Source organism: Microbacterium sp. STRO-2N (assembly GCF_057747775.1).
In genome coordinates, this window is sequence record NZ_CM173223.1 from 3,534,678 (window position 1) to 3,560,040 (window position 25,363).

The window sequence follows — 25,363 nt, forward strand, 5'->3', positions numbered from 1 at the left end:
CGGTCCGGGCCCCGACAGATCCTCCGACTCTTCGAGAAAGAACCATCCCCGATGACCGACACCGCTCTTCACCCCGCCACGGTCCAGCACCTCGTGCCGCTGCTGGACCGTCTGACCCTCGAGCGGAAGGCCGCGCTCGTGCAAGGGGCCGACTTCTGGACCACCATCCCTCTCCCGGAGATCGGGTTGCGCGCCATGACGCTGTCGGACGGCCCCGCGGGCGTGCGCGGTCCGCGCTGGGACGAGCGCGAGCCGTCGCTGAACCTGCCCTCAGGATCGGCGCTCGCGGCCTCGTGGGATGTCGAGCTCGCCTACCGGTACGGGGCTGCCGCGGCCTCCGAGGCTCGCCGCAAGGGCGTCGACGTGGTCCTCGGGCCGACGATCAACCTCCACCGCTCACCCCTCGGCGGGCGTCATTTCGAGTGCTTCAGCGAAGACCCCGAGCTGACCGCCGAGCTCGCGGCCGCATACGTGCGCGGCCTGCAGGACAACGGCGTCGCCGCGACGCCGAAGCACTACGTCGCGAACGACTCCGAGACCGATCGGTTCACCGCGGACGTGCGCGTCGAGGAGCGGGCGCTGCGCGAGCTGTACCTCGCACCCTTCGAGCGCGCCGTCGAGGCGGGCGCGTGGAGCATCATGAGCGCCTACAACGCGGTCGACGGCGTCACCATGACCGAGAACGACTTGCTCGAGAGTCCGCTCAACTCCGAGTGGGGCTTCGACGGCGTCGTCATCAGCGACTGGACGGCGGTCCGCTCCCTCGACGCGGTGCGCGCCGCACAGGACCTCGCGATGCCCGGTCCTGCTCCCGCGTGGGCCGACCTCGTCGACGCCGTCCGCGACGGGCGGATCTCGGAGCCGGACCTCGACCGGAAGGTGCTGCGCCTGCTGCTGCTCGCCGAGCGGGTCGGGGCGTTGGGCGATGCCGCGCCGAGCGTTCCGGCCGCGGTGGACGGGCCCGCTTTCGCGCGCCAGGCCGCGATCGAGGGCACGGTGCTGCTGCGCAATGAGGGCGTGCTGCCGTGGGATGCCTCGGCCCTCGGGCGCATTGCGGTCATCGGCCAGAACGCGCGCGATGCGCGGACACAGGGCGGCGGCAGCGCCACGGTGATCCCCGAGACCGTGGTCTCGCCACTGGACGCGATCCGCGCCGCGGCGCTTGGCGCCGAGGTGCGCTACGAGCTCGGCGCGGTGGTGCAGGAAGGGGTCGCCGAGATCCCGCTCGCACGGCTGCGCAACCCGGCCACCGGCGAGGCAGGCCTGCGGGTGACGTTCTTCGATGCCGACGGCGCCGAGCTGTTCGCCGAGAACCGCCGCTCCACCGCCCTGGTGTGGTTCGGGGGCGACGCCCCGATCGCGGCGAGCGCGACGATCGTGTTCGAAACGCTCTACACACCTGAGGCGACCGGCGACATCGAGCTCGGCTTCGCCGGCGCGAACCGCGGCAGGCTCTTCGTCGACGGACGGCTCGTGCTCGATGATTCCCCGGTGATCGAGGGCACCGACCTCGGCGCCGCATTCCTCAACCCGCCATCGCTGACCGCGACCGTCGCCGTGGAGGCGGGTCGCGAGACGTCGATCCGTGTCGAGTTCCTGCGCGCCGCGGGCGGCCCGATCTCGGGCGCGATGAGCGCAACGCTCGGCATCGGCCCTGAGCGCACCGATGCCGACGAGCTCATCGCTCGCGCCGCCGCGGAGGCCGCGGCATCCGACCTCGCGATCGTCGTCGTGGGTACGAACTCGAAAGTCGAGTCGGAGGGCTACGACCGCACCAGCCTCGACCTGCCCGGTCGCCAGGACGACCTCGTGCGTGCGGTCGCCGCCACCGGCACGCCCACCGTCGTCGTGGTCAACGCCGGTTCGCCCGTCGTGCTGCCGTGGGCCGACGACGTCGCCGCCGTTGTGCAGGGCTACTTCGGTGGGCAGGAGTTCGGGCACGCCCTCGCCGACGTCTTGACCGGCGCGGCCGAGCCCGGCGGCCGCCTTCCCACGACGTGGCCCGCCGCGCTCTCCGACGTGCCGGTGACGGCGGTCGTCCCCACGGACGGGCGCCTCGAGTACCGCGAGGGCATCCACATCGGCTATCGCGCATGGCTGCGGGCAGATGCCGCGCCGGCGTTCCCCTTCGGCCACGGACTGGGGTACACGACATGGTCGTGGCAGGCGGCGCACCGCATCGGCGACACCGTCGAGGTGACCGTCGTGAACACCGGTGTGCGCGCGGGCAAGCACGTCGTGCAGGTCTATGCCGAGCGCGCCGCCTCGGCCGTCGATCGCCCCGAGCGCTGGCTCATCGGCTTCGCGACCGTGCGGGCCGCGCCGGGCGAGACAGTGACAGCGGCGATCCCCGTCCCTCGCCGCAGGCTCGCCCACTGGGCGGGCGAGTGGGTCGTGGAGCCGGGCGCCTACACGTTGCGCATCGGCGCGTCGGCCGCCGATCTGCCGCTCGTCCTGGAGTGGAGGATCGCATGACGCTCGCCTCGCTGCCCGCGACCACGGCGCTGCGCGGTCTGGCCGACGACCGGCTCGTGGACGTGGTCGAGCGACTCGACGGGTTGCTCGCCGCCGACCCCGACCTGTCGTTCCAGGTCGCCGCGTTCCACCGCGGTGAGCCCGTGCTCGACGCGTGGGGCGGTCCGCACATGGCCGAGGACTCTGTCATCGTCCCGTACTCGGTGACGAAGAACACGATCGGCCTGGCGATCGGCCTCCTCGTTGAGCGCGGTGAGCTCGACCTCGACGAGCAGGTGGCGCACTATTGGCCAGAGTTCGCCGCGAAGGGCAAGGGCCATACCACCGTGCGCCAGCTGCTGTCGCACCAGGCTGGTCTCCCGCAGGCGACACCGCCGCTCACGTGGAACGAGCTGCTCGACCACCACGCCGCGGCAGAACGGCTCGCCGCAACCACGCCATTCTGGCATCCGGGGAGCGCCTTCGGATACCACGCCACCACGATCGGCAATCTGGGCGACGAGCTCGTCTTCCGGGTGACAGGGCGCACGCTGCACGAGTTCTACGAGCAGGAGATCCGCTCCCCGCACGGCATCGACTTCTTCCTGGGCCTGCCCGCTGAGCACGAGAGCCGCCGCGTCGACGTGCTGCCGATGGTCAAGCCGGTGTCCGACACATCGACGCCCGCTTTCTCGGCGCTCGGCCCGGTGGTGTTCGGCTCGATGTCGGGTGACGTCGACCTCGGCAACTCACGCCGCAGCTGGGCGTTCGGGCACCCGGGCGGATCCGGCACGGGCACGGCCCGCGGGCTCGCCCGGCTCATGGCTGCGGCGGTCACCGGTGTCGACGGCCGCGCGCCCTTCCTCAGCGCCGATACCGTCGAGCAGATCGGGCAGCAGCAGATCCGCGGCTACGACGAAGTGCTGCACCAGCACGACCGGGCGCACGCCATCGTCTTCCAGAAGCCGTCGCAGCAGCTCGCCTTCGGCGGCCCGCGGGCGTTCGGGCACGACGGCGCCGCCGGCGCACTCGCGTGCGTCGACCCCGATACCGGGCTCGCGTTCGCATGGACCATCGCACGCGGTCCCTGGCCGGGTGGCGCCGATCCGTGCGCCGTCGCCCTCGCGCGGGAACTCGGCATCCTGCTGACCTCCTGACCTGTCCAAGGAGACTCGTGACCACGCTCCACAACCCGCTCATCGGCGGCTTCCACCCCGACCCCAGCGTCGTTGCGGTGGACGGCGTCTACTACCTCGCGACGTCGACGTTCGAGTACCTGCCCGGCATCCCGATCCATCGGTCGACCGACTTCGAGACCTGGGAGCTCATCGGCCACGTCGCGACGAGGCCCGGTCAGCTGGCGGTGGAGACGGTCCCCACTGCGGGTGGGGCGTGGGCGCCGACCCTCCGCCATCGCGACGGCGTCTTCCACCTCGTCGTCACCGACGCGATGGGTCGCGGCATGCTCCACTTCACGGCGACCGACGCCGCCGGCCCGTGGAGCGACGGCGACCTCATCCTCCAGCCCGACGGTTCGGCGTCGCTCGACGGCATCGACCCCGACATCGCATGGGATGCCGAGGGCACGGCGTACATCACCTTCTCCGGGCTGATCCTCGGCGGCGAGAGTGTCGGGCAGCATCTCGGCATCCAGCAGGCGAAGGTCGATCTCGACCGACACGTGGCCCTCGAGGAGCCGCGATCACTGTGGTCCGGCACCGGTGGCCAGTTCCCGGAGGCACCGCACCTCTACCGGGTGAGGGATCACTGGTACCTCATGATCGCCGAGGGCGGCACGGAGCGCGGACATGGCATCTCGATCGCCCGTGGCGACTCGCCCGAGGGGCCTTTCGAGGCTGCCCCTCACAACCCGCTCGTCTCGGCGCGCTCCACGATCCGCCCCATCCAGAACACGGGGCATGGCGACCTCGTGGTCGGCCCGGACGGACAATGGCTGTGCGTCCTGCTCGGCGTGCGACCACGCAGCATGACCCGCGCGTTCTCGGCGCTCGGGCGCGAGACGTTCGTCACGCCCGTGCGCTGGGAGGACGACGGCTGGCCCGTGATCGACCCCGTGATGTTGAACCCGCGCCCCGGCACGCGGGTCGAGATCGACTTCGGACGCGACCGGGTGCTCGACGGAGAGTGGATCGCCGTGCGCGCGCTGCCCGCAGATCACGCCGACCTCGCCACACGGCCGGGCTGGCTCACGCTGCGCGGCGACGGCAGCACGCTCGACGATCCGCGCCCGGTCTTCGTCGGTCGCCGGCAGGAGCACCTGACGAATGCCGTGACCGTGACGATCGACGCCTCAGCCGGCGTCGGCGGCGTCGCCGTGCGCTACGACGAGCGTTTTCACGTCGAGATCGAGGCCGGCGACCACGACGTCGTCGCGCGGGCCGTCATCGGAGGTCTCGTGCAGGAGTGGCGGGCGCCGTTCGGCGGCGGCATCCTGGATCTGCATGTCGAGTCGCGACCGCCCACACAAACGAACGGCCTCCCACGAACGAGCGATGTCATCCATCTGGCGGCGACGATCGACGGCGAGAGGGTCGACCTCGCCGAGGTCGACGGGCGATTCCTCTCCGCGGAGACGACCGAGTCGTTCACGGGCCGTGTCGTCGGCGTCTACGCCGTCGCCGGCGACGTGGCGGTCGCACGCTGGGTCGCCGAAGGACACGACGGATGACGGACGCCGCCGCCGACTGACCATTCGACCAACCCTCCGACCTTCTCCGCACCGAACCAGGAAGAGAACGACAATGTTCGACCGCGCCTCCACCTTCGGCGACACCCTCGACAGCCCGGCCGGTCGCGCCGTGCTCGAGACGCACCTCCCCGGCATCGCCGCCTCGCCGATGGCGGCGCAGTTCCGCGGCGCGCGTCTCGGGCAGCTCGTGGCGCTCGTTCCGGCGCTCGAAGATCCCGTCGCACAGGAGCGACTGTGGACTGCCCTCGCCACCGTGGACGACGGCGACACCGCACGGCCGCCGTACGCGCCGGCTGTCGAGCCCGATCCGGGCTATGAGGGCGAGGACGTGGCGCGGGGCTCGGCATCCGTCGCCCTCCCCGCCCCCACCGCCCAATGGGATGTGCTCGAGGTGCGGTTCCAGGGTCCATGGCACGGCAATCCGTTCGTCGACGTCGAACTCGACGCGGTGTTCGCGCGCCCCGACGGTTCGACGGTGCGCGTGGGCGGGTTCTACGACGGCGACGGCGTGTACGCGGTGCGCGCCCTCGCCGACGCCGAGGGCCCGTGGACCTTCGTCACGCGGTCGACTGCTCGATCGTTGGACGGACTGTCGGGCACCGTGACGGTGACACCGGCGCGCGAGGGAAGCCACGGGCCCGTGCGGGTGGACGGCTTCCACTTCCGCCACGCCGATGGAACGCGCCACCGCCCGCTCGGCACGACCGCGTACGCGTGGACGCACCAGCCCGACGACCTGCAGGAGCAGACGCTGCGCACACTCGCCGAGGCGCCGTTCACGAAGCTGCGCATGTGCCTGTTCCCCAAGTCGTACCTCTTCAACGCCAACGAGCCCCGCGACTTCGTGTTCCCCGGGTCACTCGCCGACGGCTTCGATCTCGAGCGGTTCGATCCCGCCCACTTCCGGCGGCTCGAGCAGCGCATCGCGCAGCTCGGCGAGCTGGGGATCCAGGCGGATCTCATCCTGTTCCACGCATACGACCGCTGGGGCTTCGCCGACCTCGGTCCCGCGGTCGACGAGCGCTACCTCCGCTACGTCGTGCGGCGCCTGGCCGCCTTCTCGAACGTCTGGTGGTCGATGGCGAACGAGTACGACCTGCTGTGGTCGAAGACGGGCGCCGACTGGGAGCGCCTCGCCGCGGTGGTGGCCGAAGAGGATCCATTCGGACACCTCAACTCGATCCACAACTGCCGTCCGCTCTACGACTACTCCCGGCCGTGGATCACGCACGTCAGCATCCAGCGCGTCGACGTCTACCGCACCGCCGAGAACACCGACGAGTGGCGCGAACGATGGGGCAAGCCCGTCGTGATCGACGAGTGCGCGTACGAGGGCGACATCGACCAGGGGTGGGGGAACATCACCGGCGAGGAGATGGTGCGCCGGTTCTGGGAGGGCGCCGTTCGCGGCGGATACGTCGGGCACGGCGAGACCTACCTGCCGGTCGCCGCGGGCGGAGCGATGGTCTCCGCGATCGAGGACGACGCGGAGGTGCTGTGGTGGTCGAAGGGCGGCGTGCTGCACGGCACGTCCCCCGACCGCATCGGGTTCCTCGCACGCCTGCTCGCCGAGGCGCCCGACGGTGTCTGGAACCCGCTCCCCTCGGACTGGGACGTGCCGTGGGGCGGCGCGGAGTCGCATCGCGTCGGCTACTTCGGGTTCAATCGACCGCGGTTCCGCAACCTCGTGCTGCCGAACGGCGCATGGACCGTCGACGTCATCGACACGTGGAACATGACCATCGACCGGCTCGAGGGCACGCACCGCGCGACCGTGCGGGTGCCGTTGCCCGGCCGCCCGTTCATGGCCGTCCGCCTCATCCGCCACGGCGATTGACGGCCCGACACTCCATCCCTCGCTGAAACCGGTTTCCCGCCTACAATGAGGCAGCGGAATCACGGTCGGTCTACCGCACCGCCGTCAGAAGGAGACCAGGCATGACGCGGGCAGAGACCGGGCGTGAAGCGACGATCGCAGACGTGGCGCGCGCGGCGGGAGTCTCGAGGGCGACGGTGTCTCGCGTGCTCAACGGGCGAGCAACGGTCGACGGTGCCTTGGCGCGGCGCGTGGAGGAGGCGATCACCGCGCTGGACTACCGCCCGAGCGAGACCGCACGCAATCTGTCGCTCGGTCGTACCAACACCGTCGCGCTGCTGGTGCCGGATCTCGGCAACCCGATGTTCCAGGCGATCCTCCACGGCGTGACACTGGCCGCCTCGAAGGACGGCTTCCAGGTGCTCGTCGGTGATACGCAAGAGCGCCCCGAGCTCGAGCGCCGCGCCGCGCTCGACGCACGCCGGCGATGCGACGCCCTGCTGCTGTGCGCGCCGCGCATGTCGGGCGACGACCTCGATGCCGTGCTCAGCCGAGCCCGTCCGGTCGTCGTGGTGAACCGAGGTGTCTCCGACGCGATCCCTCAGCTCGCGATGGACTACCGGCACGCCATCGGCCTCGTCGCGGACCATCTGGCGGAACTGGGCCACCGCCGCCTTCTTTACCTGGGCGGCCCGATGACGAGCGCGTCGAACCGGCTCCGCCTGAAGGGCATCGCCGATGCCGAGGTGCGGCACCCGCACCTCGTCGTGGAACGACGCGAAGTGGGCGCGTCGCTCGACGCCGGCTGGGATGTCGCCGAGACCGTGCTCGGCAGCGAAGCCACGGGAGTCATCGCGTTCAACGACCTGGTGGCGATCGGCCTTCTCTCACGCCTCGACGACCTCGGCGTCCCCGTTCCCGGCCGGCTATCGGTCGTGGGCGTCGACGACATCCCGTTCGCCCGCTACAGCCGACCGCACCTGACGACCGTCTCAGTACCGCAGGACACCATCGGCGGCCGCGCCTGGGCGCTGCTGAAGGATGCGATGACGGCCGCACCGGTGGCCGCCCCGGTATGGATCCGCGGCGAGCTGATCGTGCGTCAGAGCACGGGCCCGGCGCCCGCCTGACGAGCGGCCGCACCGCTCTCGCCGAACTCCGCGAGCTTGGCGAACATGTCCTCCAGGAAGAAGCGCACGTCGATCTGGTCGACCACGAGCACGTCGCCACCTCGATCCGAGGGCACGCAGTGCCCGTCGTCGGTGAACCGCACCGGCGACTGACGGCGGAACGAGGCGCACCACGGATCGAGCATCAGGGCGATGGCCGGCGAATCCCCCAGTGAGCGCGACTCGACCGGCACGCGATGGTGGGCGGTGTTGAAGTCGACGACGGTCTGGGCGAGGTAGCGGCCGAGCTCGCCGCAGGGCTCGACGCGGCGGCGGAGCTCGGCGTAGCCGACGCCCGCCAGCCGGTAGACGTTCGACGGGACCTGCCAGATGTCGATGCCCGAGCCGAAGACGACGTTCGCTGCATGGATGTCGTTGCGGAGGTTGAACTCGGGCCACGTGCCCCGCCACTCGCGGTCGCCGTACGGCGGACCGCCGATCCAGATGACCGTCGTGTCGGTGTCGGCGATGTCGGGCGCGAGCAGAAGCGCGCTCGCCATGTCGGTCAGCGGACCGAGGAACCCGATGAAGAGCGGCCCGGCGTCCGCCCGCCGCGCCTCGTCGATGATCAGCCGCGCCCCGGGGCTGTCCACGGGCGTGTGCGCGTCCGGCAGCCGGTGCGGGGCCCCGTTCGCGACGGCGACGCCGCCGGGCATGCCGAGCAGGTCGAGCAGATGCTCGAGCTCCGCCCGCGAGTCGAGCATCGAGGTCGTCGACCTCTCGTCGCCGAAGTGCGCGGGGATGATCCCACGGATGTCGAGCGTCGGCGACAGGAGAGCGTGCACGACGGCGAACTGGTCGTCCGCCTCGTTCTTGACGTCGGAGTCGATGATGACGCGGCGGGTGCGCGGGTCGTCGATGATCATGCGCTCACTTCCTTCTGGGGATCGCGGTCGAGGGCTACAGCGGCCAGCGCGAGGAGCCCGGGCATCACGAAGACGAGCATGGGAGCGACAGCGAGGATCGCACCTGCGCTGGCCACCGCGAGCACCAGCAGCGCGGATCCGGCCGCGTCGTCCGACATCCGCCGCCACGCGCGCGCGAGCAGGACTCGCGGTGCGGTGTCGCGGCGCCAGGTGCCGGCGACGCGCAGGGCCACGGCGCCGAGCCCCGTCGCGAGGACGATCGGCAGCACCAGCGCCCACAGCTCACCGGGAGCGACGTAAGGCATCAGCACGACGTCGACCACGAGCAGGGCGGCCACGAGATTCGGGACGACGATGTGGGAGATCGGATGCCGCGTCACGCGGTTCGCGAAGGCGCTCCACAGCACGCGTGCGCTGACGTGCCGATCGGTGAGCCTCGAGGTCCGCAGCGCCTCGACGCCGGCACTCAGCGCAGCGAACCACGTGACGACGAGCAGCGAGAGCCCGAAGATCAGCACGCCCGCGTAGAGGACGTCGGAGAAGAGCTGGAACGTCGGGGAGTGCGGGTCGAGGCCGCCGGGCGCGCGGCGACGAGCCGCCGGGCGAGCGGGGCCGCGATCCGTGCGTTCGGCGGTGGTCATCCCTTGAGCCCCGACGTGGCGACGCCGTCGACGAGATAGCGCTGGAACACCGCGAAGAAGATCACGACGGGCAGCAGGGCCAGCACCGACATCGCGAACATCGGGCCGAACGCGGACGCGCTGGTCTGGTCGACGAACAGCCGCAGACCGAGCTGGAGGGTGAAGTTGTCGGGGTCGTTCAGGTAGATCAGCTGCGGGAAGAAGTCGTCCCAGCTCCAGATGAAGGAGAAGATCGTCGTCGTGATGAGCGCCGGGCGCATGAGGGGGAGGATCACCGACCAGAATGTCCGGTAGGGACCCGCGCCGTCGATGAGCGCGGCCTCGTCGAGGTCGCGCGGGATGCCGCGGATGAACTGCACCATGAGGAACACGAAGAACGCCTCGGTGGCCAGGAACTTCGGCAGCACGAGCGGCAGGAACGTCCCCACCATCCCGAGCTCGTTGAAGATGATGAACTGCGGGATCAGCACCACGTGCATCGGGAGCATGATCGTCGAGATCATGAAGGCGAACAGCACGGTCTTGAACCGGAAGGCGAGGCGCGCGAACGCGTAGGCGGCGAGCGCGCAGCTGAGGACGTTTCCGATCACGGTGAGGATCGAGATCGTGAGCGAGTTGCCCAGGAGCTGCCACAGGCTGAGCCCGGCCACGCCCTCCACCGCGATCTGGTAGTTCTCGATCGTGAACTGCTGCGGGAACGGCGTCGGGTTGGTGAGGATCTCGGTGCCGGGCTTGAACGACGAGCCCAGCAGCCACACGACGGGATAGAGCAGCAGCACCAGGAGCGCGAGGCAGAAGACGTGCCACAGGATCGACCCGATGACCGTGCGCTGCGGCCGGCGGCGGCGCTCCACCGGACGTCCGGTGACGAGGGTGGCGGTGGGATCCGCGGCGGTGGTGCTCATCGGTCGTCTCCCGAGTAGTGGACCCAGCTGCGCGAGCTGCGGAAGATCAGGGCCGTCACGATGGCGATGACCACCAGCAGGAACCACGCCATCGCGGACGCGTAGCCCATGTCGAAGGCGGTGAACGCGCGGTCGTAGAGGTACAGGGTGAAGAACAGCGTGGAGTCGATCGGGCCGCCGCGGCCGCCGCTGACGACGTACGCGGACGTGAAGGACTGGAAGGCCCCGATCATCTCGAGCACGAGGTTGAAGAAGAGCACCGGAGACAGGAGCGGCCACGTGACCGACCAGAAGGTGCGCCAGCGTCCGGCTCCGTCCATCGCGGCGGCGTCGTACAGCTCCCCCGGGATCTGCTTGAGCCCCGCGAGGAAGATGACCATCGGCGCGCCGAACTGCCAGACCGCGAGCGTCACCAGGACGTACAGCGCGAGCGACGGGTTCGAGATCCATCCGCCCAGATCGAGTCCGAACGCGCTGAGGGTGTTGTCGACCACGCCGTCGTTCGAGAAGAGCGTGCGCCAGACGATCGCGACGGCGACGCTCGCCCCGAGCAGCGACGGCGCGTAGAACGCCGACCGGTAGAAGCCCTGGCCCCTTCGCGCACGGTTGAGCAGCAGCGCGATGCCGAGGGCCACGGCGAGCTTCAACGGCACGGCGACGAGCACGTAGTTGAGGGTGACCCCGACGGACTTCCAGAAGCGCGGGTCCTCGAAGAACATCCGCTCGTAGTTGGCCGTGCCGACGAACTCGGGCGCCGTGAACAGGTCGTAGTCGGTGAACGACAGCACCAGCGACGCGATCATCGGGCCGATCGTGAGCAGCGCCGCACCGATGAGCCACGGCGACAGGAAGACCCAGGCGGCGCCGTCGCGGCGCTGCCGTCGCTTCGCGCGGGGGGCCGCGGCGGGCGGCATGGGAGCCGGCGCCGAGGTCTCGGAAAGTGTCGCCGTCATCGGCTCTCTCCTCGGATGTCGCTGGTGGAAAAGGGAAGCCCGGCCGGCCGGACCGCGCGTGGCGGTCCGGCCGGATCGGGTCAGGAGATGGCCGACTCGAAGGTCGCGTACAGCGCCTTGGCCGCGTCCGCGTTGGACTGCTGGCCGAAGATGATGTTCTCGTAGGCGAGCGTGAAGTCGGCGGGCAGGGTGCTCACGCCGGCGGGAGCCAGCGGCGCGGGGTCGCTGAACTCGGACTGGTGCTCGAGCACGAAGTCGTTGACGATCTTGTCGCCGCCCTGCAGCGTGGGTGCGAGCGCCTCGTAGTTGTTCGTGTTGAGCGGGATGCCGCGCGTGAGGCCGAGGATCTCGGCCGCTTCCGGGTCGTTGATGAGGAAGTCCAGCAGCTTCGCGGCGACCTCCGGATGCTCGGACTCGGGCGAGACGGCGGCGACGTTGGTGCCCGCCATGCTCAGGCCCAGGCGATCGGTGTCGCTCGGGTACGGAGCCAGCGCGACATGCTCCTCGCCGATGGTGTCGACGAAGGCGCCGGTGATCGACGCGGCGATGAACTCGCCCGCCGACTTGCCCAGCGCGAATCCGGAGTTCTGCATGCTCTGGTCGAGCGTCGACGTGGTCTCGGGGTCGGTCGAGGCACCGGACTCACGCAGGCGCTCCATGAGGTCGAACCACTCTTCGAGGTCGCTCTCCTCGAACCCGAGCTCGCCTTCCTCGGTGAACAGCAGCTTGTCACTCTGGGCGAGCCACGTCGCGAAGTGGGCGATGTAGCCGCCCGGGTCGCTGATCGCCGCCTTGGCGCCGCCGCTGGCGGCGCGGATCTTCTCGCCGGCGTCGATCAGGTCGTCCCACGTGAAGCCCGGTCCGGGCGCGTCCACTCCCGCCTCCTCGAAGGCGATCGGGTCGTACGCCCACGCGTAGGTGGCGGTGCCGAGCGTGAAGCCGTAGAAGGTGTCGTCGATCTGACCGATCTTCTGCGTCGCCTCCGGGATGTCGTCCACCGAGATCACGTCGCCGACGTACTCGCTGAGATCGGTCGTCGCGCCCTTCTCGGTGTACTCCTTGACCGACTCCATCGGGATGAGGAAGAGGTCGGGCTGCGAGCCGCTCGCGATCTGCGTCGCGAGCTTCGGGATGTAGGCGTCGATCGCCGAGAAGGAGGTCTCGACGGTCACACCGGGGTTCTGCTCCTCGAAGACGTCGAGGGCCTCCTCGGTGAGCACGGCGCGCTCGTCGTTGCCCCACCACTGGAACGAGATCGTGACGGGTCCGCCGTCGGTCTCCCCCTCCGAGCTCGCGTCTCCGGCGGCGCACGCCGTCGCGGTGACGACGAGCCCTGCTGCGACGAGTCCTGCCGTCACTGCCCGGCGTGCGCGACGCATCGGTGCCTGTGCCATGTCCTACTCCTCTTCGAGTGATGTTCTCTGCCTCGGGTGCATCCGGTCGTCGAGTCGGGCGACTCGCTGAGAAACCGGTTCCCCGGTACGGTAGCAGAGGTCAACCGGTTAGCCAAGAAAACGTTTCTTCAGGCGCCTTCAGGAGGAGTGCAGATGACTTCCGCATCTCGGTATGCGAACCCCGTCCTCGCGTTCGACGTACCCGACCCGGACGTCGTCGCACTCTCCGGCGGCGGGTACGCGATGGTCGCGTCGAGCTTCGACCGACAGCCCGGTCTGCCGCTCTGGCGCTCGGACGATCTGGTGCAGTGGCGCCCCGCCGGCTTCGCCGGCGGCTACCAGCCCCTCGTCCAGGCCAGCGGCGGCGTGTGGGCGCCGTCGCTGCGTGAGCACGACGGGAGGGTGTTCATCACGTGGGCCGATCCCGATCGCGGCGTCTTCGTCGTCGAAGCGCCGGCCGTCGAGGGACCCTGGTCAAGACCTCGACAGGTTCTCGCAGGCCCCGGACCCATCGATCCCTGCCCCTTCTGGGACGACGACGGCCGCGCCTGGATCGTGCATGGATGGGCCCGATCCCGTGCCGGCTTCGCCAACCGCCTCGACATCGTGGAAGTCGACGCCGGGCTGACGAGAGCGCTCGGATCGCCGCGAGTGCTCATCGACGGTGACCGCGTCGCCGGGTGCACCGTCCTGGAAGGCCCGAAGCTCTACCGCCGCGGCGCGGACTACGTGGTCTTCGCGCCGGCGGGCGGGGTCGAGACGGGATGGCAGTACGTGTTCCGCTCCCCCGACCTGGCGGGCCCGTGGGAGGAGCGGGTGGTGCTCGAGCAGGGCGCGACCGACATCAACGGCCCCCACCAGGGAGCATGGGTGGTCGGCGCGGAGGGAGAGGAGTGGTTCCTCCACTTCCAGCACACTCCGCAGCACGGCCGGATCCTCCACCTGCAGCCCGTGACGTGGGGCGACGACGGCTGGCCGCGAGTGGGCGCCGCGGTAGCGGGCGGCCTCCCCGAACCGGTGGCGGACTGGCCGTATCCCACACCACGGCCGGCCGCCGAGCGATCGGCCGATGCGCACACGACAGTCACCGCCGGCTGGCACGGTCGCGGTGCCGACCCCGGCGAGTTCGTCGTCGACCCGGCCGCCTCGAGCACCCGCGTCGGCCTCTCCCAAGGAGGCATGCTGGCGCGGCCCCTCGACGCGCGAGCCGCACGGATCGAGGTCGTGCTCCTCGAGGGCGAAGGATCCGTCTCGCTGATCGGCGCGGACCACCACCGCCTCCGCATCACGGCGGATCCCGGCGACGCCGACATCCCCGCCGACGGCGACGCGGACCCGACGATCGTCCACGCCTCGCCACCCGTGCGGCTCGGCGTCGAGCTCGACGGTCCGGCCGCGCGCTTCACCGTGGACGGTCACCCGGCCGGTGAGTGGTTCCGCCCGACACCGTCCCAGTGGACGGGCGTCGAGTTCGGCGTGAGCGCCCACGGCGCCCGCGGCGCCCGCTTCGACCTCGCGCCAGCCGCGACGCCGTAGGGCGCGAGCCGCGCTGGATCCGGGCCGTCACGCGGCCGACTCGGACGCCAGGCGTGCCGATGCGGTCGCCATGTGGACGGCCATCGCGGAGGCCGCGGCATCCGCATCCTGCGCCTCCACCGCGCGGAACACCGTCTCGTGCTCGTCGATCGCCAGGCGCGCGGCGGCCTCGTCGTGGACCGCGCGGTCAGCGTAGACCTGCAGCAGCGACCGCACCACATGCAGCATGTCGACGAGCGTGTCGTTGCCGGCCGCCGCGGCGAGCGCGTTGTGGAAGTCGGCGTCGGCCCGGACGAACGCCTTCAGATCCGAGACGGATGCCGACATCCGCCGCAGCGACGCGGAGAGCTCGGCGATGTCGCTGCTCGTCGCCCGGCCGGCGGCGAGCCGCGCGACGTAGATCTCCAGGCCGGAGCGCAGCTCGAGCAGCTCCGCGGTGTTCTTCTGGCCGATGAGGAGCCCCCACCGGAGCGTCTGGGGCAGCAGGTCGCTCGCCGTGCCGCGGAGGTAGGTCCCCGAACCAGGGCGGACGTCGACGATGCCGAGGATCTCGAGCGCGGCGAGCGCCTCGCGCACGGCAGATCGGCCGACGCCCAGTGTGGTGGCGAGCTGCCGCTCGGGAGGCAGGCGCGTGCCCGCGTCGAGGGAGCCGCCGGTGAAGAGATCCATGAGCCGTCGGGCGACTTCCGACACCGGCGTGCCCGCCGGGAGCGCGCCCAGGGCGGCGGTGATCTCGGCGGAGCGGTCATCCGGAAAGGCGGGCACGGGAACAACATACGACAGGCGCACCGGAGAACAACAGCGATTGGTCAACCGGTTCTTGCAATTGGTCAACCGGTTTGCCACAATAGTCCGCGATAACCCGAACACCTCGATCACCGTCGACGAGCAGGAGTCAGCGTGGACAGCAAACAGAACACCGCCGAGGAGTCCTCGGTCGCCCGGTCGGCCATTCGCAAGGTCTCGATCCGGCTCGTGCCCTTCGTGGCGCTGATGTTCTTCATCAACTACCTCGACCGCACGGCGATCGGCTTCGCCGCCCCCAACGGCATGAACGAGGACCTGGCCCTCAGCGCAGCTCAGTTCGGGTTCGCATCGGGCGTCTTCTTCATCGGCTACATCCTGCTCGAGGTGCCGTCGAACCTCGCGCTGCACAAGTTCGGCGCGCGCCGCTGGCTCTCGCGCATCATGGTGAGCTGGGGCATCGTCGCGCTGCTGTTCACGTGGGTGCAGAACTTCGAGCAGCTCGTGATCCTGCGCTTCCTGCTCGGCGTCGCCGAGGCGGGCTTCTTCCCCGGCGCGATCCTCTTCCTGAGCCTGTGGGTGCCCGCGCAGTACCGCGGCCGCGTGCTGATGCTCTTCTACCTCGCCCAGCCCCTGACCACCGTGATCGGCGCCCCGCTCGCCGGCTGGCTGATCCAGCAGCACGAGGTGTTCTTCGGGCTCGAGGGCTGGCGCTTCATGTTCTTCGGCGTCGCGATCCCGGCGATCGTCGTCGGCGTCATCGCGTGGTTCTACCTCAAGGACAAGCCCACCGACGCGAAGTGGCTCACGCGCGACGAGCAGGTGTGGCTCACCGACGCGCTCGACCGTGAGAAGGCGGCGACGCAGAAGAAGGAGCACGGTCACGTCTCGGCGCGCTTCGCCTTCAAGAGCGGCCGCGTCTGGGTGCTCTCGTTCATCTACTTCGGCTTCATCTACGGCCTGTACGCCCTCGCCTTCTTCCTCCCCACGATCATCGAGGGCTTCCAGGCGCAGACCGGCCAGACCTTCGACACGCTCCAGAAGGGTCTCATCACGGCGATCCCGTACCTTCCGGCCGCGATCGTCATGTACTTCTGGTCGCGGGATGCCTCCAAGCGCGGCCTCAAGACGTGGCACATCGCCGTTCCCGCCATCGCCGGCGCCGTGAGCATCCCGCTCGCGCTCTTCGCCGGCTCGCCGGCCGCGACGATCGCCGTCATCACCGTCACGGCGTGCGCGATCTTCGCCGCGCTGCCCAACTTCTGGACCCTTCCGACGCGCTTCCTCACGGGAGCCGCCGCGGCAGCGGGCGTCGCCCTCATCAACACGATCGGCAACCTCGCGGGCTTCTCGGCCCCGTACGTGACGGGCGCAGTGCACGACTGGACCGGCGGCTACGAGATCCCGATGTTCATCGTCGGCTTCTTCATGCTGCTGTCCGCCGTGCTGATGGTGCTGCTCGCGCGCAGCAATCGCATCAACCCCGTCGACGTTGAGCAGGTCACCCCGACGCCCCTGTCGGCAGAGGATGCCGACACCGCCGCCGTGAAGGACGACGTGCGATGACCCGACTGTGGAACGACCCGGCCGACTTCGCCGACGAGATGATCGCCGGCTTCGTCGCGGCAAACGAGCGCTCCGTGCGGCGCGTGACCGGTGGGGTCGTGCGCTCGACGACCTCCCCCGCCGGTCAGGTCGCGGTCGTCGTGGGCGGCGGGTCGGGCCACTACCCTGCGTTCGCGGGACTCGTCGGGCCGGGCCTCGCGCACGGCGCCGCGATGGGCAACCTGTTCGCCTCGCCGTCGGCCCAGCAGGTCTACGCCGTCGCGAAGGCCGCCGAGAACGGCGGAGGCGTGTTCTTCAGCTACGGAAACTACGCCGGCGACGTGCTCAACTTCGATGCGGCGCAGGAACGCCTGCGCGCCGAGGGCATCGCATGCGAGACCGTCACGGTGACCGACGACATCATGTCGGCGGACGCCTCCGAGCGGCACAAGCGCCGCGGCATCGCGGGCGACCTCACGGTGTTCCGCACCGCGGCGGCGGCTGCCGAGGCCGGATACGACCTCGCCGAGGTCACTCGGGTGGCGCAGGTCGCGAACGACCGCACGCGGTCGTTCGGGGTGGCGTTCACCGGCTGCACGCTGCCCGGCGCGGAGCAGCCGCTGTTCACGGTGCCCGAGGGTCGCATGGCGATCGGCCTCGGGATCCACGGCGAGCCCGGCATCGACGAGACGGCGATCCCGACCGCCGACGAGCTGGCCGAGCTGCTCGTCGGCAGGCTCCTCGCCGAGGTGCCCGAGGGGGTCGACGCGGCCAGGGGGGCCCGCGTCGTCCCGATCCTCAACGGGCTCGGATCGCTGAAGTACGAGGAGATGTTCGTCGTCTACCGCCGCATCGCCGAGCTCCTCCGCGACGCGGGCCTCGAGATCGTCGACCCGCACGTCGGCGAGTACTGCACGAGCTTCGACATGGCGGGCACGTCGCTCACGCTGTTCTGGCTCGACGACGAGCTCGAGACGCTGTGGCAGACTCCCGTCGACACACCGGCCTACCGCCGCGGCTCGGTCGCGCCGCAGGAGCGGGCGACGGATGCTTCAATATCAGCCGACGATGCGTTCGCCGCCATCGAGCCCGGTGACGACGCATCGCGCTCCGCCGCGCAGGTCGTGCTCGCCGCCGTGCGCACCATCGCCGAGACCGTCGACACGCACGTCGACGAGCTCGGCCGCATCGACGCGATCGCCGGCGATGGCGACCACGGCATCGGCATGCAGCGCGGCTCGCACGCGGCACTGGCCGCCGCGGCGGCTGCCGTCGAGGCGGGGGCGGGCGCGCGGACCACTCTCGAGTTCGCGGCCGACGCGTGGAGCGACAAGGCCGGCGGCACGTCGGGAGCACTGTGGGGCGTCATCCTGAACGCCGTCGCGGCGAAGCTGGGCGACGAGGGTCGCCCCGACGCGGCGGCCGTGGCAGCCGGCGTGGCCGCCGGATCGCGCGGCGTCACCGACTACGGCAAGGCCGAGGTCGGCGACAAGACGCTCGTCGACGCCCTCGTGCCCTTCAGCTCCACCCTGACCCACGCCGTCGACGCCGGCGCCGGACTGACCGACGCGTGGCGGACGGCGGCGGATGCCGCGACCCGTGCGGCCGCCGCGACCGCCGACCTCCTCCCCCGCATGGGCCGCGCCCGCACGCACGGCCAGAACAGCGTGGGAACCCCCGATCCTGGCGCGATCTCGCTCGCGCTCATCGTGACCGCCATCGGTGACATGCTCGCGGCCGAGGTGCTCGCGGCACATCACCCAGACAAGGAGAACGCCCATGCCCACGACTGAGGGCGCGCAGCCGCTGCGCATCGTGATCGGCGCCGACGACGCCGGATTCGACTACAAGGAGATCCTCAAGAAGGACCTCGAGAGCAACGCCGGGGTGGTCGAGGTCATCGACGTCGGCGTGGACGCCGACGGACACACGCCTTACCCGAAGGTCGCGATCGAGGCGGCCCAGCGCGTCGCCGCCGGTGACGCCGACCGTGCCCTGCTCATCTGCGGCACGGGCCTCGGCGTCGCGATCGCCGCGAACAAGGTGCCCGGCATCCGTGCCGTCACGGCCCACGACTCGTTCTCGGTCGAGCGCGGCGTGCTGTCGAACAACGCGCAGGTGCTGACGATGGGCCAGCGCGTCGTGGGCATCGAGCTCGCCCGCCGCCTGGTGCGCGAGTGGCTGACCTACCGATTCGACACGACGTCGGCTTCGGCAGGCAAGGTCGCGGTGATCGACGAGTTCGAGACCACAGGCTCCTGCTGATGTCCGCGCAGGTCACGGTCGGGGTCAGCCTGAAGACGTACTTCGGGCACGAGCGGGCGCGCGCGTGGTTCGCCGATGTCGCGCAGCGCGCTGCGGCTCACCCCGGCGTGACCTCGGGAGCCGTGCGCTTCTTCGTCATCCCCTCCTACCTTCAGATCCTCCCGGCGCTCGAGGCGTTCGCGGGCACGCCTGTGCTCGTCGGCGCGCAGGACGTGTCCGAGTTCGCCCCCGGCGCGTACACCGGCGAGGTGACCGCCGCCGAGCTCGCCGAGGTCGGCGTCGCGGTCGCCGAGATCGGTCACGCCGAGCGACGGCGCCTGTTCGGCGAGACCGATGAGGTCACCGCCCGCAAGACCGCGGCGGCTCTCTCCCACGGCATCACGCCGGTGCTGTGCATCGGTGAGGCCGAGCGCATGGACGCAGCGGATGCCGCAGCCGCGACAGTCGCGCAGCTCCAGGCCGACCTGCACGGCGCCCCGACAGGGCCGATCATCGCCGCGTACGAACCGGTGTGGGCGATCGGCGCGCCCGAGCCTGCTCCGGCCGGCCACATCGCGACGGTCACGCGGGCGCTCACCGGCGCCCTCGCCGCCGATCCGTCCCGAGCCGGGAGCGTCGTGATCTACGGCGGCTCTGCGGGCCCCGGCCTGGTCACCACCCTCGGCGACGCCGTCGACGGCCTGTTCCTCGGCCGCTTCGCGCACGACCCCGACGCCCTCGTCGCCGTGCTCGACGAGGCATCCGCCCTCGCCTCCGCCCGAACGGAAGCCCGCGCATGATCGGCCTCGGCACGTACGCGTTCTTCTGGCAGCACTCCGACGAGGTGCCGGAGCCGCTGTCGCTGGTCGGAGCGTTCGAGGCCACCAAGGACCTCGGCGTCGACCTGTTCCAGATCTGCGACTACGCGCCGCTCGAGTCGATGGTCGATGCCGAGCTGACGGATGCCGCGGCAGCCGCCCGCGACCTCGGCCTCACGATCGAGCTGGGCACCAAGGGCATCGAGCCCGAGCGGCTCGCCCGCTTCCTCGACCTCGCCGGTGTCTTCGACGCGAAGCTCGTGCGCAGCATGCTGTACTCGCCCGAGAACCGCCCGACCCTGGCTCAGGCAGAAGAGTGGCTGCGCGCCGCACTGCCGGCGTTCGAGGCATCCGGAGTCGACCTCGCCCTCGAGACGTATGAGCAGGTGGCGACCGACGACCTCGTCGCCCTGATCGAGCGCATCGGCAGCGACCGGCTCGGCGTGTGCCTCGACCCGGCGAACGTCGTCGCCCGGCTCGAGCGTCCGCGCGACTGCGTCGAGGCGACCGCGCCGCACGTCAAGAACATCCACGTCAAGGATTTCGCCTTCGCCCGGCAGGCCGGCTGGGTCGGCTTCACCTATGGCGGCGCGCCGATGGGTGAGGGCCTCCACGACTACCCGCACCTGCTCGAGACCGTCCGCCCGCGCGAGCGCGGCGCCGACGAGCCAGAGGTCAACGAGATCGTCGAGCACTGGCTCTCCTGGCAGGGAGACGCCGAGACCACCATCCGAACCGAGCGGGAATGGACCCGCATCACCGTCGAGTACCTGAGGAGCACATCATGAGCACGACGACCACCGAGACCTACAAGATCGCCGTCATCGGCGCGGGCGGCAAGATGGGCATGCGCGTGTCCAACAATCTCGTGAAGACCGACCACACCGTCTGGTACGTCGAGAACTCGCCCGCGGGCCGCGAGCGCACGATCGACGCGGGTCGTGAGCTGACGGATGCCGCGACCGCCGTCGCCGACGCCGACATCGTCGTGCTGGCCGTGCCCGACCTCGCCCTGCAGTCGGTGACCGCCGACCTCGTGCCGCAGCTGAAGTCCGGCGCCATCGTGCTGACGCTCGACCCGGCGGCCGCGTACGCGGGCCTGCTGACCACGCGCGATGACGTCATTCAGGCGGTGGCACACCCCTGCCATCCGTCGATCTTCCTGCAGCGCCGGACGCCCGAGGAGTGGGCCGACACCTTCGGCGGCATCGCCGCGCCGCAGGACGCGATCGCCGCGATCGAGTCCGACGACGAGGCGAAGAAGGCCATCGTCGAGGCCACGGTCCGCGCGATCTACGCACCGGTCATCGACGTGCACTGGGTGACCATCAAGCAGCTCGCCCAGCTCGAGCCGACGCTCGTCGAGACGGTCGCCTGCATGATCGGCGACCTCCTCAACGAGGCGCTGCAGGAGGCCGTCAACACGATGGGCGTTCCCGAGGCGGCGGCCCGCAGCATCCTGTACGGCCACACCCAGGTGGCCCTCGCCAACGGCCTGCGCGGTGACAACCCGTTCTCGGACGCGTGCCTCATCGCGATGGACTACGGGCGCGAGTCGATCATCAAGGAGGACTGGAAGAAGATCTTCCGCGACGACGAGCTCGACAAGAACCTCGCGCGCATGCTGCACCTCGACAAGATCGAACGCTGAAAGCGCGCGGCCAGAAGGGAACGGATATGGGTCAGCTCGACGGCAAGACCGCGCTCATCACGGGCGCGGCGCTGGGCATCGGCCTCGCGGTCGCCCAGCGCTTCGCCCGTGAGGGTGCACGTGTGATCCTCGCCGACCGCAACGGCGACGGGGCTTCGGCCGCGGCCGCCGAGATCGGCGAGAACGCACGCGCCGTGACGATGGACATCTCCGACGAGGACGCTGTCGCCGCAGCGTTCGCCGAGGTCGAGGCGGCCGGCTGGACGCCCGACGTCGTCGTGGCCAACGCCGGGGTGCAGCTGTTCGGGCAGGACGCGCCGGCGGCGGACCTCGACCTCGACGTGTGGCGCCGCACCATCGACATCAACCTGACCGGGACGTTCCTGACCGTCAAGCACGCGGTGCGCTCCCTGCTCCCGCGCGGCGGCGGCTCGATCATCCTGACGGGCAGCCCGACCGCCGTGAACGGGGAGGGCAAGGACTTCACCGCCTACAGCGCGTCGAAGGCCGGCGTCCACGGACTCGCGCGCACGGTCGCAGCGGCATATGCCGATCGCGGCATCCGCGTGAACACGGTGCAGCCGGCGTACACCGAGACGCCGCTCGTCGCCGCCATCAGCGAGGACCCCGAGTCGCGCGCGGCCATCATCGGCCGCATCCCGATCGGTCGCGCCGGCACCCCCGACGACGTGGCGGGCATCATGGTGTACCTCGCGAGCGACGACGGCGCCTTCGCGACGGGTGCGACGTTCCAGGTCGACGGCGGGATGACCTCGCTCTGATCTCGGCCGCTGTGCGTGGACGGTCCACCGCCCGCATCACGCGCCGCGCCGCAAGGATGGATCAATGACCGACATCTGGAACGCCGACGAGGCCGCTCCGTGGCGGAGCGGCCGGTGGTCGCTCGAGCGCCGCGGCGACGAGTTCGCCGACCTCGCCTACGACGGTCACGTCGTGCTGCGATCGGCGCGCGCCGTCATCCGCGACCGCAACTGGGACACCGCGGCCCTCGTCGTCGACCGGGTCGACGAGTCCGACCTCGCGCTGACGATCCATGTGCATTCCGATGGGCTCGGCTCCGACCTGCGCGGAGTCGTGCGGGCCGAGGTCCGCGGCCCGGGCCGCCTGCGGGTGCTGACCGACCTCGAGTCGGCCGGTGCCTTCGAGACCAATCGCACGGGCCTGGTCGTCCTTCATCCGCCGGGGCTCGCAGGGGTGGAGCTCGACGTCCGCCACCCCGGCGGCGCCGTCGAGCACACCCTTTTCCCCGCGCGCATCAGCCCGCACCAGCCGGCGTTCGACATCGCCGGCCTGTCGTGGTCGCACGACGGGCTCGAGGTCGACGTGCGCTTCGCGGGCGACGTGTTCGAGATGGAGGACCAGCGCAACTGGACGGATGCCTCGTACAAGACGTACAGCCGCCCCCTCGCGCTGCCCTTCCCGTACCCGCTGGCGGCGGGCGAGCGGGTCGTACAGTCGATCGACGTCTCGGTGTCGGGTGCGCCCGCGGGCGCACCGGCAGACGCGGTGACCCGCACCCGGCTCGAGGAGGGGCCCGCGCTGCCCGCGATCGCGGTGTCGGCGGCGACCGCTCCCGATCCGGCCCCCGCGGGGCACGACGCGGCACCGTGGTCGGCGGTCATCGTCGAGCTCGACCTCGCGACGCGCAACTGGCGTGCCGCGCTGCGCCGGGCCGCAGCATCCGGTCTCCCTCTCGACGTGCGGTTCGTGCTCGCCGAAGACGACCCCACGAGCATCGACGACGCGGTCCACGCGCTGCGGGACCTCCCGCTGGCGCGCGTCACCGCGTTCTGGCCGACCGGCCCGGCCCGCCATGTCTCAGACCTCGAGGCGATCGCGCTCCTGCGCCATGCGCTCACCGAGGCCGGCGTCGATGCGCTCGTCGTGGGCGGCGTGCGCTCGCACTTCACCGAGCTCAACCGCGAGCACCACCGTCTGCCGCGGCGACTCGACGGCGTGGTGTTCAGCAGCACGCCGCTCTTCCACAGCCTCAGCACCGCGCAGCTCGTCGAGGCACTGCGGGTGCAGCGCCTCGTCGCGGCGCAGGGCGTCGAGCTCGCCGGCGGACCTCCCGTGCACATCGGCCCGATCTCGCTGCGCCCGCACTTCAACGACGTCGCGACGACACCGCCGCCGATGCCCGCGCACGACGACTTGCGCGACGGCTACGGATCGGCGCTGACGGACGCCGCTGACCCGCGTCAGTCGGCTCCCGAGCTGGCGGCGTGGACGGTGGCGAGCGCGGCGGCCTTCGCGGTGCCCGGAGTCGCGACGCTCGCATACTTCGAGGAATGGGGGGCTCGCGGCGTGCGGGCCGCGGACGGCACACCGTATCCGGTCTTCGACGCCGTCTCCGCGCTCGCCGAGCTGGCGCAGAAGCCGGGCCTGCGCGGCGACTCCCCCGACGGACTGGTGTGGGCGCTCGGGGCGCGCACCGCTGCCGGTGACGTCGTGCTCGTCGCCAACCTCGACCGCGAGCCCCGTTCCGTCGAGGTGGCACTTCCCGGCGGCGAGACCCGCAGCACCCACGTGCCCGCCGGCGGCGTCGTCCGCATCTGATTCCTTCCGCGAACCCCGACTCACCAAGGAGCCCCATGTCCGAGCGCTGGATGCGCCTGCTCGAAGCCCACATCCACGAGCGGAGCGTGCAGATGACGCGCGAGCCGTCCGGCATCCTCTCGCACCCGTACACGGTCCCGAGCTCGCCCGACTCGCCGTACTACTCCGACGCGCTGTGGGACTGGGACTCGTGGTTCATCAGCGTCGCTCTCGGCCAGGTCGAGCTCGACACGGCGCAGCAGGGCAGGTTCGGGGCGTACGAGGAGGGCACCATCCGCAACTTCCTCGATCACACCGACGACGACGGCGTCATGCCGCTGCTCCTCAAGCCCGATGGCCCCTTCCTGCACGGTGATCCCAGCCGCGCCGGCGGGTTCTCGCAGAACATGCACAAGCCGGTGATCGCGCAGCAGGCGGCGCTGCTCGCCCGGCGACGCGGCAGTGCCGAGTGGATCCGCGACGACCTGCCGGTCATCGAGCGCTTCCTCTCGCGCTACCTCGAGAGCCACGTGCACGAAGAGACCGGGCTCGCCTACTGGCAGACGGACTTCGCGATCGGCGTCGACAACGACCCCTCGGTGTACTACCGGCCCGACCGCAGCACGGCGTCGATCTACCTGAACTCGCTGCTGTACCGCGAGCTGCTCGCGTACGGGTCGCTGCTCGAGGACGTCGACCAGGTCCGCGAGGCCAACCGGTGGCGCGGTCGCGCTCAGGATCTCGCCGACGCGATCACGACCCACCTGTGGGACGAGCGGGACGGCACGTTCTACAGCGCGGATCTGGCCCTGCGCCCGATCGACCTCGACGACTGGCTCCATCGCGGGGCGCCGCGGTCGTGGTCGTCGCTGCTGCTGCGCGTTGACAGCTGGTCGAGCTTCCTCCCCATGTGGGCCGGGATCGCCTCGCAGGAGCAGGCCGAGCGCATGCGCGAGCGGCTCTCCGACCGGCGCACCTTCCGCGCCAACTACGGCGTTCGCACCCTGTCCCGGCTCGAGAAGCAGTACAGCCTGCGGGCGTCGAACAACCCCTCGAACTGGCTCGGGCCGGTGTGGGGCGTCAGCAACTACCTCGTCTTCCGCGGGCTGCTCGCGTACGGCTTCACCGACGACGCCCGGCAGCTCGCCGAGGAGACGGTGGCGCTCTTCGGCCGCGACCTCGAGAGCTCCGGCTCGCTCCACGAGTTCTACCACCCCGACACCGGCGCGCCCATCATGACGCGGAACTTCCAGAACTGGAACTACCTCGTGCTCAACATGATCGCGTGGCTGGAGGACCGCCCGGTCGCCTGGGAGTTCTGACCCAGCGACCGAGCCGGAACGCCAGGCCAACGTGCG

General features: G+C 70.7%; 21 protein-coding genes. 15 read left to right on the forward strand and 6 right to left on the reverse strand.

Translation table 11 applies throughout. The features are described from left to right. Window positions 1-51: 51 nt before the first annotated feature. The 5 genes from AC3ANN_RS16265 to AC3ANN_RS16285 all read left to right on the forward strand — a co-directional run bounded on the left by AC3ANN_RS16265 (window position 52) and on the right by AC3ANN_RS16285 (window position 8,110). The gene (locus AC3ANN_RS16265; protein ID WP_488338422.1) at window positions 52-2,475 is read left to right on the forward strand and encodes a glycoside hydrolase family 3 protein; all 2,424 of its coding nucleotides are present in this window, start codon (window positions 52-54) and stop codon (window positions 2,473-2,475) included. Then, complete coding sequence (locus AC3ANN_RS16270; RefSeq protein ID WP_488338423.1) at window positions 2,472-3,611, forward strand: serine hydrolase domain-containing protein; 1,140 nt, start codon at window positions 2,472-2,474, stop codon at window positions 3,609-3,611. The genes AC3ANN_RS16265 and AC3ANN_RS16270 overlap by 4 nt, the downstream gene beginning before the upstream one ends. Window positions 3,612-3,628: 17 nt before the next feature. Then, window positions 3,629-5,143, forward strand: a complete 1,515-nt coding sequence (locus tag AC3ANN_RS16275) for a glycoside hydrolase family 43 protein (RefSeq protein WP_488338424.1) — start codon at window positions 3,629-3,631, stop codon at window positions 5,141-5,143. A 73-nt stretch (window positions 5,144-5,216) separates the two neighbouring features. Continuing rightward, window positions 5,217-7,001 carry a DUF5605 domain-containing protein gene (locus AC3ANN_RS16280; RefSeq protein WP_488338425.1) on the forward strand — a complete coding sequence of 595 codons (1,785 nt, stop codon included), beginning with the start codon at window positions 5,217-5,219 and terminating at the stop codon, window positions 6,999-7,001. 101 nt (window positions 7,002-7,102) lie between these two features. Then, window positions 7,103-8,110, forward strand: coding sequence for a LacI family DNA-binding transcriptional regulator (locus tag AC3ANN_RS16285; RefSeq protein ID WP_488338426.1), 1,008 nt, complete (start codon window positions 7,103-7,105; stop codon window positions 8,108-8,110). Here AC3ANN_RS16285 and AC3ANN_RS16290 read toward each other — a convergent pair. From AC3ANN_RS16290 to AC3ANN_RS16310, 5 genes are all read right to left on the reverse strand, one after another. Next, complete coding sequence (locus tag AC3ANN_RS16290; protein ID WP_488338427.1) at window positions 8,083-9,015, reverse strand: nucleoside hydrolase; 933 nt, start codon at window positions 9,013-9,015, stop codon at window positions 8,083-8,085. The two genes, AC3ANN_RS16285 and AC3ANN_RS16290, sit on opposite strands and share 28 nt — an antisense overlap. Further along, window positions 9,012-9,656: a hypothetical protein gene (locus AC3ANN_RS16295; RefSeq protein ID WP_488338428.1), complete on the reverse strand. Its 645-nt coding sequence runs from the start codon at window positions 9,654-9,656 to the stop codon at window positions 9,012-9,014. The genes AC3ANN_RS16290 and AC3ANN_RS16295 overlap by 4 nt, the downstream gene beginning before the upstream one ends. Further along, window positions 9,653-10,561, reverse strand: coding sequence for a carbohydrate ABC transporter permease (locus tag AC3ANN_RS16300; protein WP_488338429.1), 909 nt, complete (start codon window positions 10,559-10,561; stop codon window positions 9,653-9,655). The genes AC3ANN_RS16295 and AC3ANN_RS16300 overlap by 4 nt, the downstream gene beginning before the upstream one ends. Then, window positions 10,558-11,514 (reverse strand): carbohydrate ABC transporter permease, encoded by a 957-nt coding sequence (locus AC3ANN_RS16305; protein ID WP_488338430.1) that lies wholly within the window; start codon window positions 11,512-11,514, stop codon window positions 10,558-10,560. Before AC3ANN_RS16305 ends, AC3ANN_RS16300 begins: the two co-directional genes overlap by 4 nt. 80 nt (window positions 11,515-11,594) lie before the next feature. Next, window positions 11,595-12,908: an ABC transporter substrate-binding protein gene (locus AC3ANN_RS16310; protein WP_488338431.1), complete on the reverse strand. Its 1,314-nt coding sequence runs from the start codon at window positions 12,906-12,908 to the stop codon at window positions 11,595-11,597. A gap of 153 nt (window positions 12,909-13,061) precedes the next feature. Between AC3ANN_RS16310 and AC3ANN_RS16315 the strand changes: the two genes are divergently transcribed. Continuing rightward, complete coding sequence (locus AC3ANN_RS16315; protein ID WP_488338432.1) at window positions 13,062-14,444, forward strand: glycoside hydrolase 43 family protein; 1,383 nt, start codon at window positions 13,062-13,064, stop codon at window positions 14,442-14,444. Between the two features lie 27 nt (window positions 14,445-14,471). Here AC3ANN_RS16315 and AC3ANN_RS16320 read toward each other — a convergent pair whose 3' ends face one another. Beyond that, a complete protein-coding gene (locus AC3ANN_RS16320; RefSeq protein WP_488338433.1) occupies window positions 14,472-15,209 on the reverse strand; it encodes a FadR/GntR family transcriptional regulator in 738 nt (245 codons plus the stop codon). A 135-nt stretch (window positions 15,210-15,344) separates the two neighbouring features. On the opposite strand from AC3ANN_RS16320, the gene AC3ANN_RS16325 reads away from it, so the two are divergent. The 9 genes from AC3ANN_RS16325 to AC3ANN_RS16365 all read left to right on the forward strand — a co-directional run bounded on the left by AC3ANN_RS16325 (window position 15,345) and on the right by AC3ANN_RS16365 (window position 25,327). Next, window positions 15,345-16,754 (forward strand): MFS transporter, encoded by a 1,410-nt coding sequence (locus AC3ANN_RS16325; RefSeq protein WP_488338434.1) that lies wholly within the window; start codon window positions 15,345-15,347, stop codon window positions 16,752-16,754. Further along, entirely contained in the window at window positions 16,751-18,526 is a 1,776-nt protein-coding gene (locus AC3ANN_RS16330; RefSeq protein WP_488338435.1) for a dihydroxyacetone kinase family protein, read from the forward strand. Before AC3ANN_RS16325 ends, AC3ANN_RS16330 begins: the two co-directional genes overlap by 4 nt. Then, window positions 18,513-18,998: a ribose-5-phosphate isomerase gene (locus tag AC3ANN_RS16335; RefSeq protein WP_488338436.1), complete on the forward strand. Its 486-nt coding sequence runs from the start codon at window positions 18,513-18,515 to the stop codon at window positions 18,996-18,998. The genes AC3ANN_RS16330 and AC3ANN_RS16335 overlap by 14 nt, the downstream gene beginning before the upstream one ends. Beyond that, window positions 18,998-19,777, forward strand: coding sequence for a triose-phosphate isomerase family protein (locus tag AC3ANN_RS16340; RefSeq protein WP_488338437.1), 780 nt, complete (start codon window positions 18,998-19,000; stop codon window positions 19,775-19,777). The genes AC3ANN_RS16335 and AC3ANN_RS16340 overlap by 1 nt, the downstream gene beginning before the upstream one ends. Beyond that, on the forward strand, window positions 19,774-20,583 hold the full coding sequence (locus AC3ANN_RS16345) for a sugar phosphate isomerase/epimerase family protein (protein ID WP_488338438.1): 810 nt from the start codon (window positions 19,774-19,776) through the stop codon (window positions 20,581-20,583). The genes AC3ANN_RS16340 and AC3ANN_RS16345 overlap by 4 nt, the downstream gene beginning before the upstream one ends. Next, a complete protein-coding gene (locus AC3ANN_RS16350) occupies window positions 20,580-21,446 on the forward strand; it encodes a phosphogluconate dehydrogenase C-terminal domain-containing protein (RefSeq protein WP_488338439.1) in 867 nt (288 codons plus the stop codon). The genes AC3ANN_RS16345 and AC3ANN_RS16350 overlap by 4 nt, the downstream gene beginning before the upstream one ends. A gap of 26 nt (window positions 21,447-21,472) precedes the next feature. Beyond that, a complete protein-coding gene (locus tag AC3ANN_RS16355) occupies window positions 21,473-22,228 on the forward strand; it encodes an SDR family NAD(P)-dependent oxidoreductase (protein WP_488338440.1) in 756 nt (251 codons plus the stop codon). 64 nt (window positions 22,229-22,292) lie between these two features. Next, entirely contained in the window at window positions 22,293-24,026 is a 1,734-nt protein-coding gene (locus tag AC3ANN_RS16360) for a D-apionate lactonase family protein (protein WP_488338441.1), read from the forward strand. Between the two features lie 35 nt (window positions 24,027-24,061). Continuing rightward, entirely contained in the window at window positions 24,062-25,327 is a 1,266-nt protein-coding gene (locus AC3ANN_RS16365; protein WP_488338442.1) for an MGH1-like glycoside hydrolase domain-containing protein, read from the forward strand. The last annotated feature ends 36 nt before the right edge of the window (window positions 25,328-25,363 follow it).

Excerpts from the sequence above, each read along its gene's own strand:
- AC3ANN_RS16265 (WP_488338422.1), top strand. The coding sequence starts at position 52 with ATGACCGACACCGCTCTTCACCCCGCCACGGTCCAGCACCTCGTGCCG.
- AC3ANN_RS16270 (WP_488338423.1), top strand. The coding sequence starts at position 2,472 with ATGACGCTCGCCTCGCTGCCCGCGACCACGGCGCTGCGCGGTCTGGCC.
- AC3ANN_RS16280 (WP_488338425.1), top strand. The coding sequence starts at position 5,217 with ATGTTCGACCGCGCCTCCACCTTCGGCGACACCCTCGACAGCCCGGCC.
- AC3ANN_RS16285 (WP_488338426.1), top strand. The coding sequence starts at position 7,103 with ATGACGCGGGCAGAGACCGGGCGTGAAGCGACGATCGCAGACGTGGCG.
- AC3ANN_RS16290 (WP_488338427.1), bottom strand. The coding sequence starts at position 9,015 with ATGATCATCGACGACCCGCGCACCCGCCGCGTCATCATCGACTCCGAC.
- AC3ANN_RS16295 (WP_488338428.1), bottom strand. The coding sequence starts at position 9,656 with ATGACCACCGCCGAACGCACGGATCGCGGCCCCGCTCGCCCGGCGGCT.
- AC3ANN_RS16300 (WP_488338429.1), bottom strand. The coding sequence starts at position 10,561 with ATGAGCACCACCGCCGCGGATCCCACCGCCACCCTCGTCACCGGACGT.
- AC3ANN_RS16305 (WP_488338430.1), bottom strand. The coding sequence starts at position 11,514 with ATGACGGCGACACTTTCCGAGACCTCGGCGCCGGCTCCCATGCCGCCC.
- AC3ANN_RS16310 (WP_488338431.1), bottom strand. The coding sequence starts at position 12,908 with ATGGCACAGGCACCGATGCGTCGCGCACGCCGGGCAGTGACGGCAGGA.
- AC3ANN_RS16315 (WP_488338432.1), top strand. The coding sequence starts at position 13,062 with ATGACTTCCGCATCTCGGTATGCGAACCCCGTCCTCGCGTTCGACGTA.
- AC3ANN_RS16330 (WP_488338435.1), top strand. The coding sequence starts at position 16,751 with ATGACCCGACTGTGGAACGACCCGGCCGACTTCGCCGACGAGATGATC.
- AC3ANN_RS16335 (WP_488338436.1), top strand. The coding sequence starts at position 18,513 with ATGCCCACGACTGAGGGCGCGCAGCCGCTGCGCATCGTGATCGGCGCC.
- AC3ANN_RS16340 (WP_488338437.1), top strand. The coding sequence starts at position 18,998 with ATGTCCGCGCAGGTCACGGTCGGGGTCAGCCTGAAGACGTACTTCGGG.
- AC3ANN_RS16345 (WP_488338438.1), top strand. The coding sequence starts at position 19,774 with ATGATCGGCCTCGGCACGTACGCGTTCTTCTGGCAGCACTCCGACGAG.
- AC3ANN_RS16350 (WP_488338439.1), top strand. The coding sequence starts at position 20,580 with ATGAGCACGACGACCACCGAGACCTACAAGATCGCCGTCATCGGCGCG.
- AC3ANN_RS16355 (WP_488338440.1), top strand. The coding sequence starts at position 21,473 with ATGGGTCAGCTCGACGGCAAGACCGCGCTCATCACGGGCGCGGCGCTG.
- AC3ANN_RS16360 (WP_488338441.1), top strand. The coding sequence starts at position 22,293 with ATGACCGACATCTGGAACGCCGACGAGGCCGCTCCGTGGCGGAGCGGC.
- AC3ANN_RS16365 (WP_488338442.1), top strand. The coding sequence starts at position 24,062 with ATGTCCGAGCGCTGGATGCGCCTGCTCGAAGCCCACATCCACGAGCGG.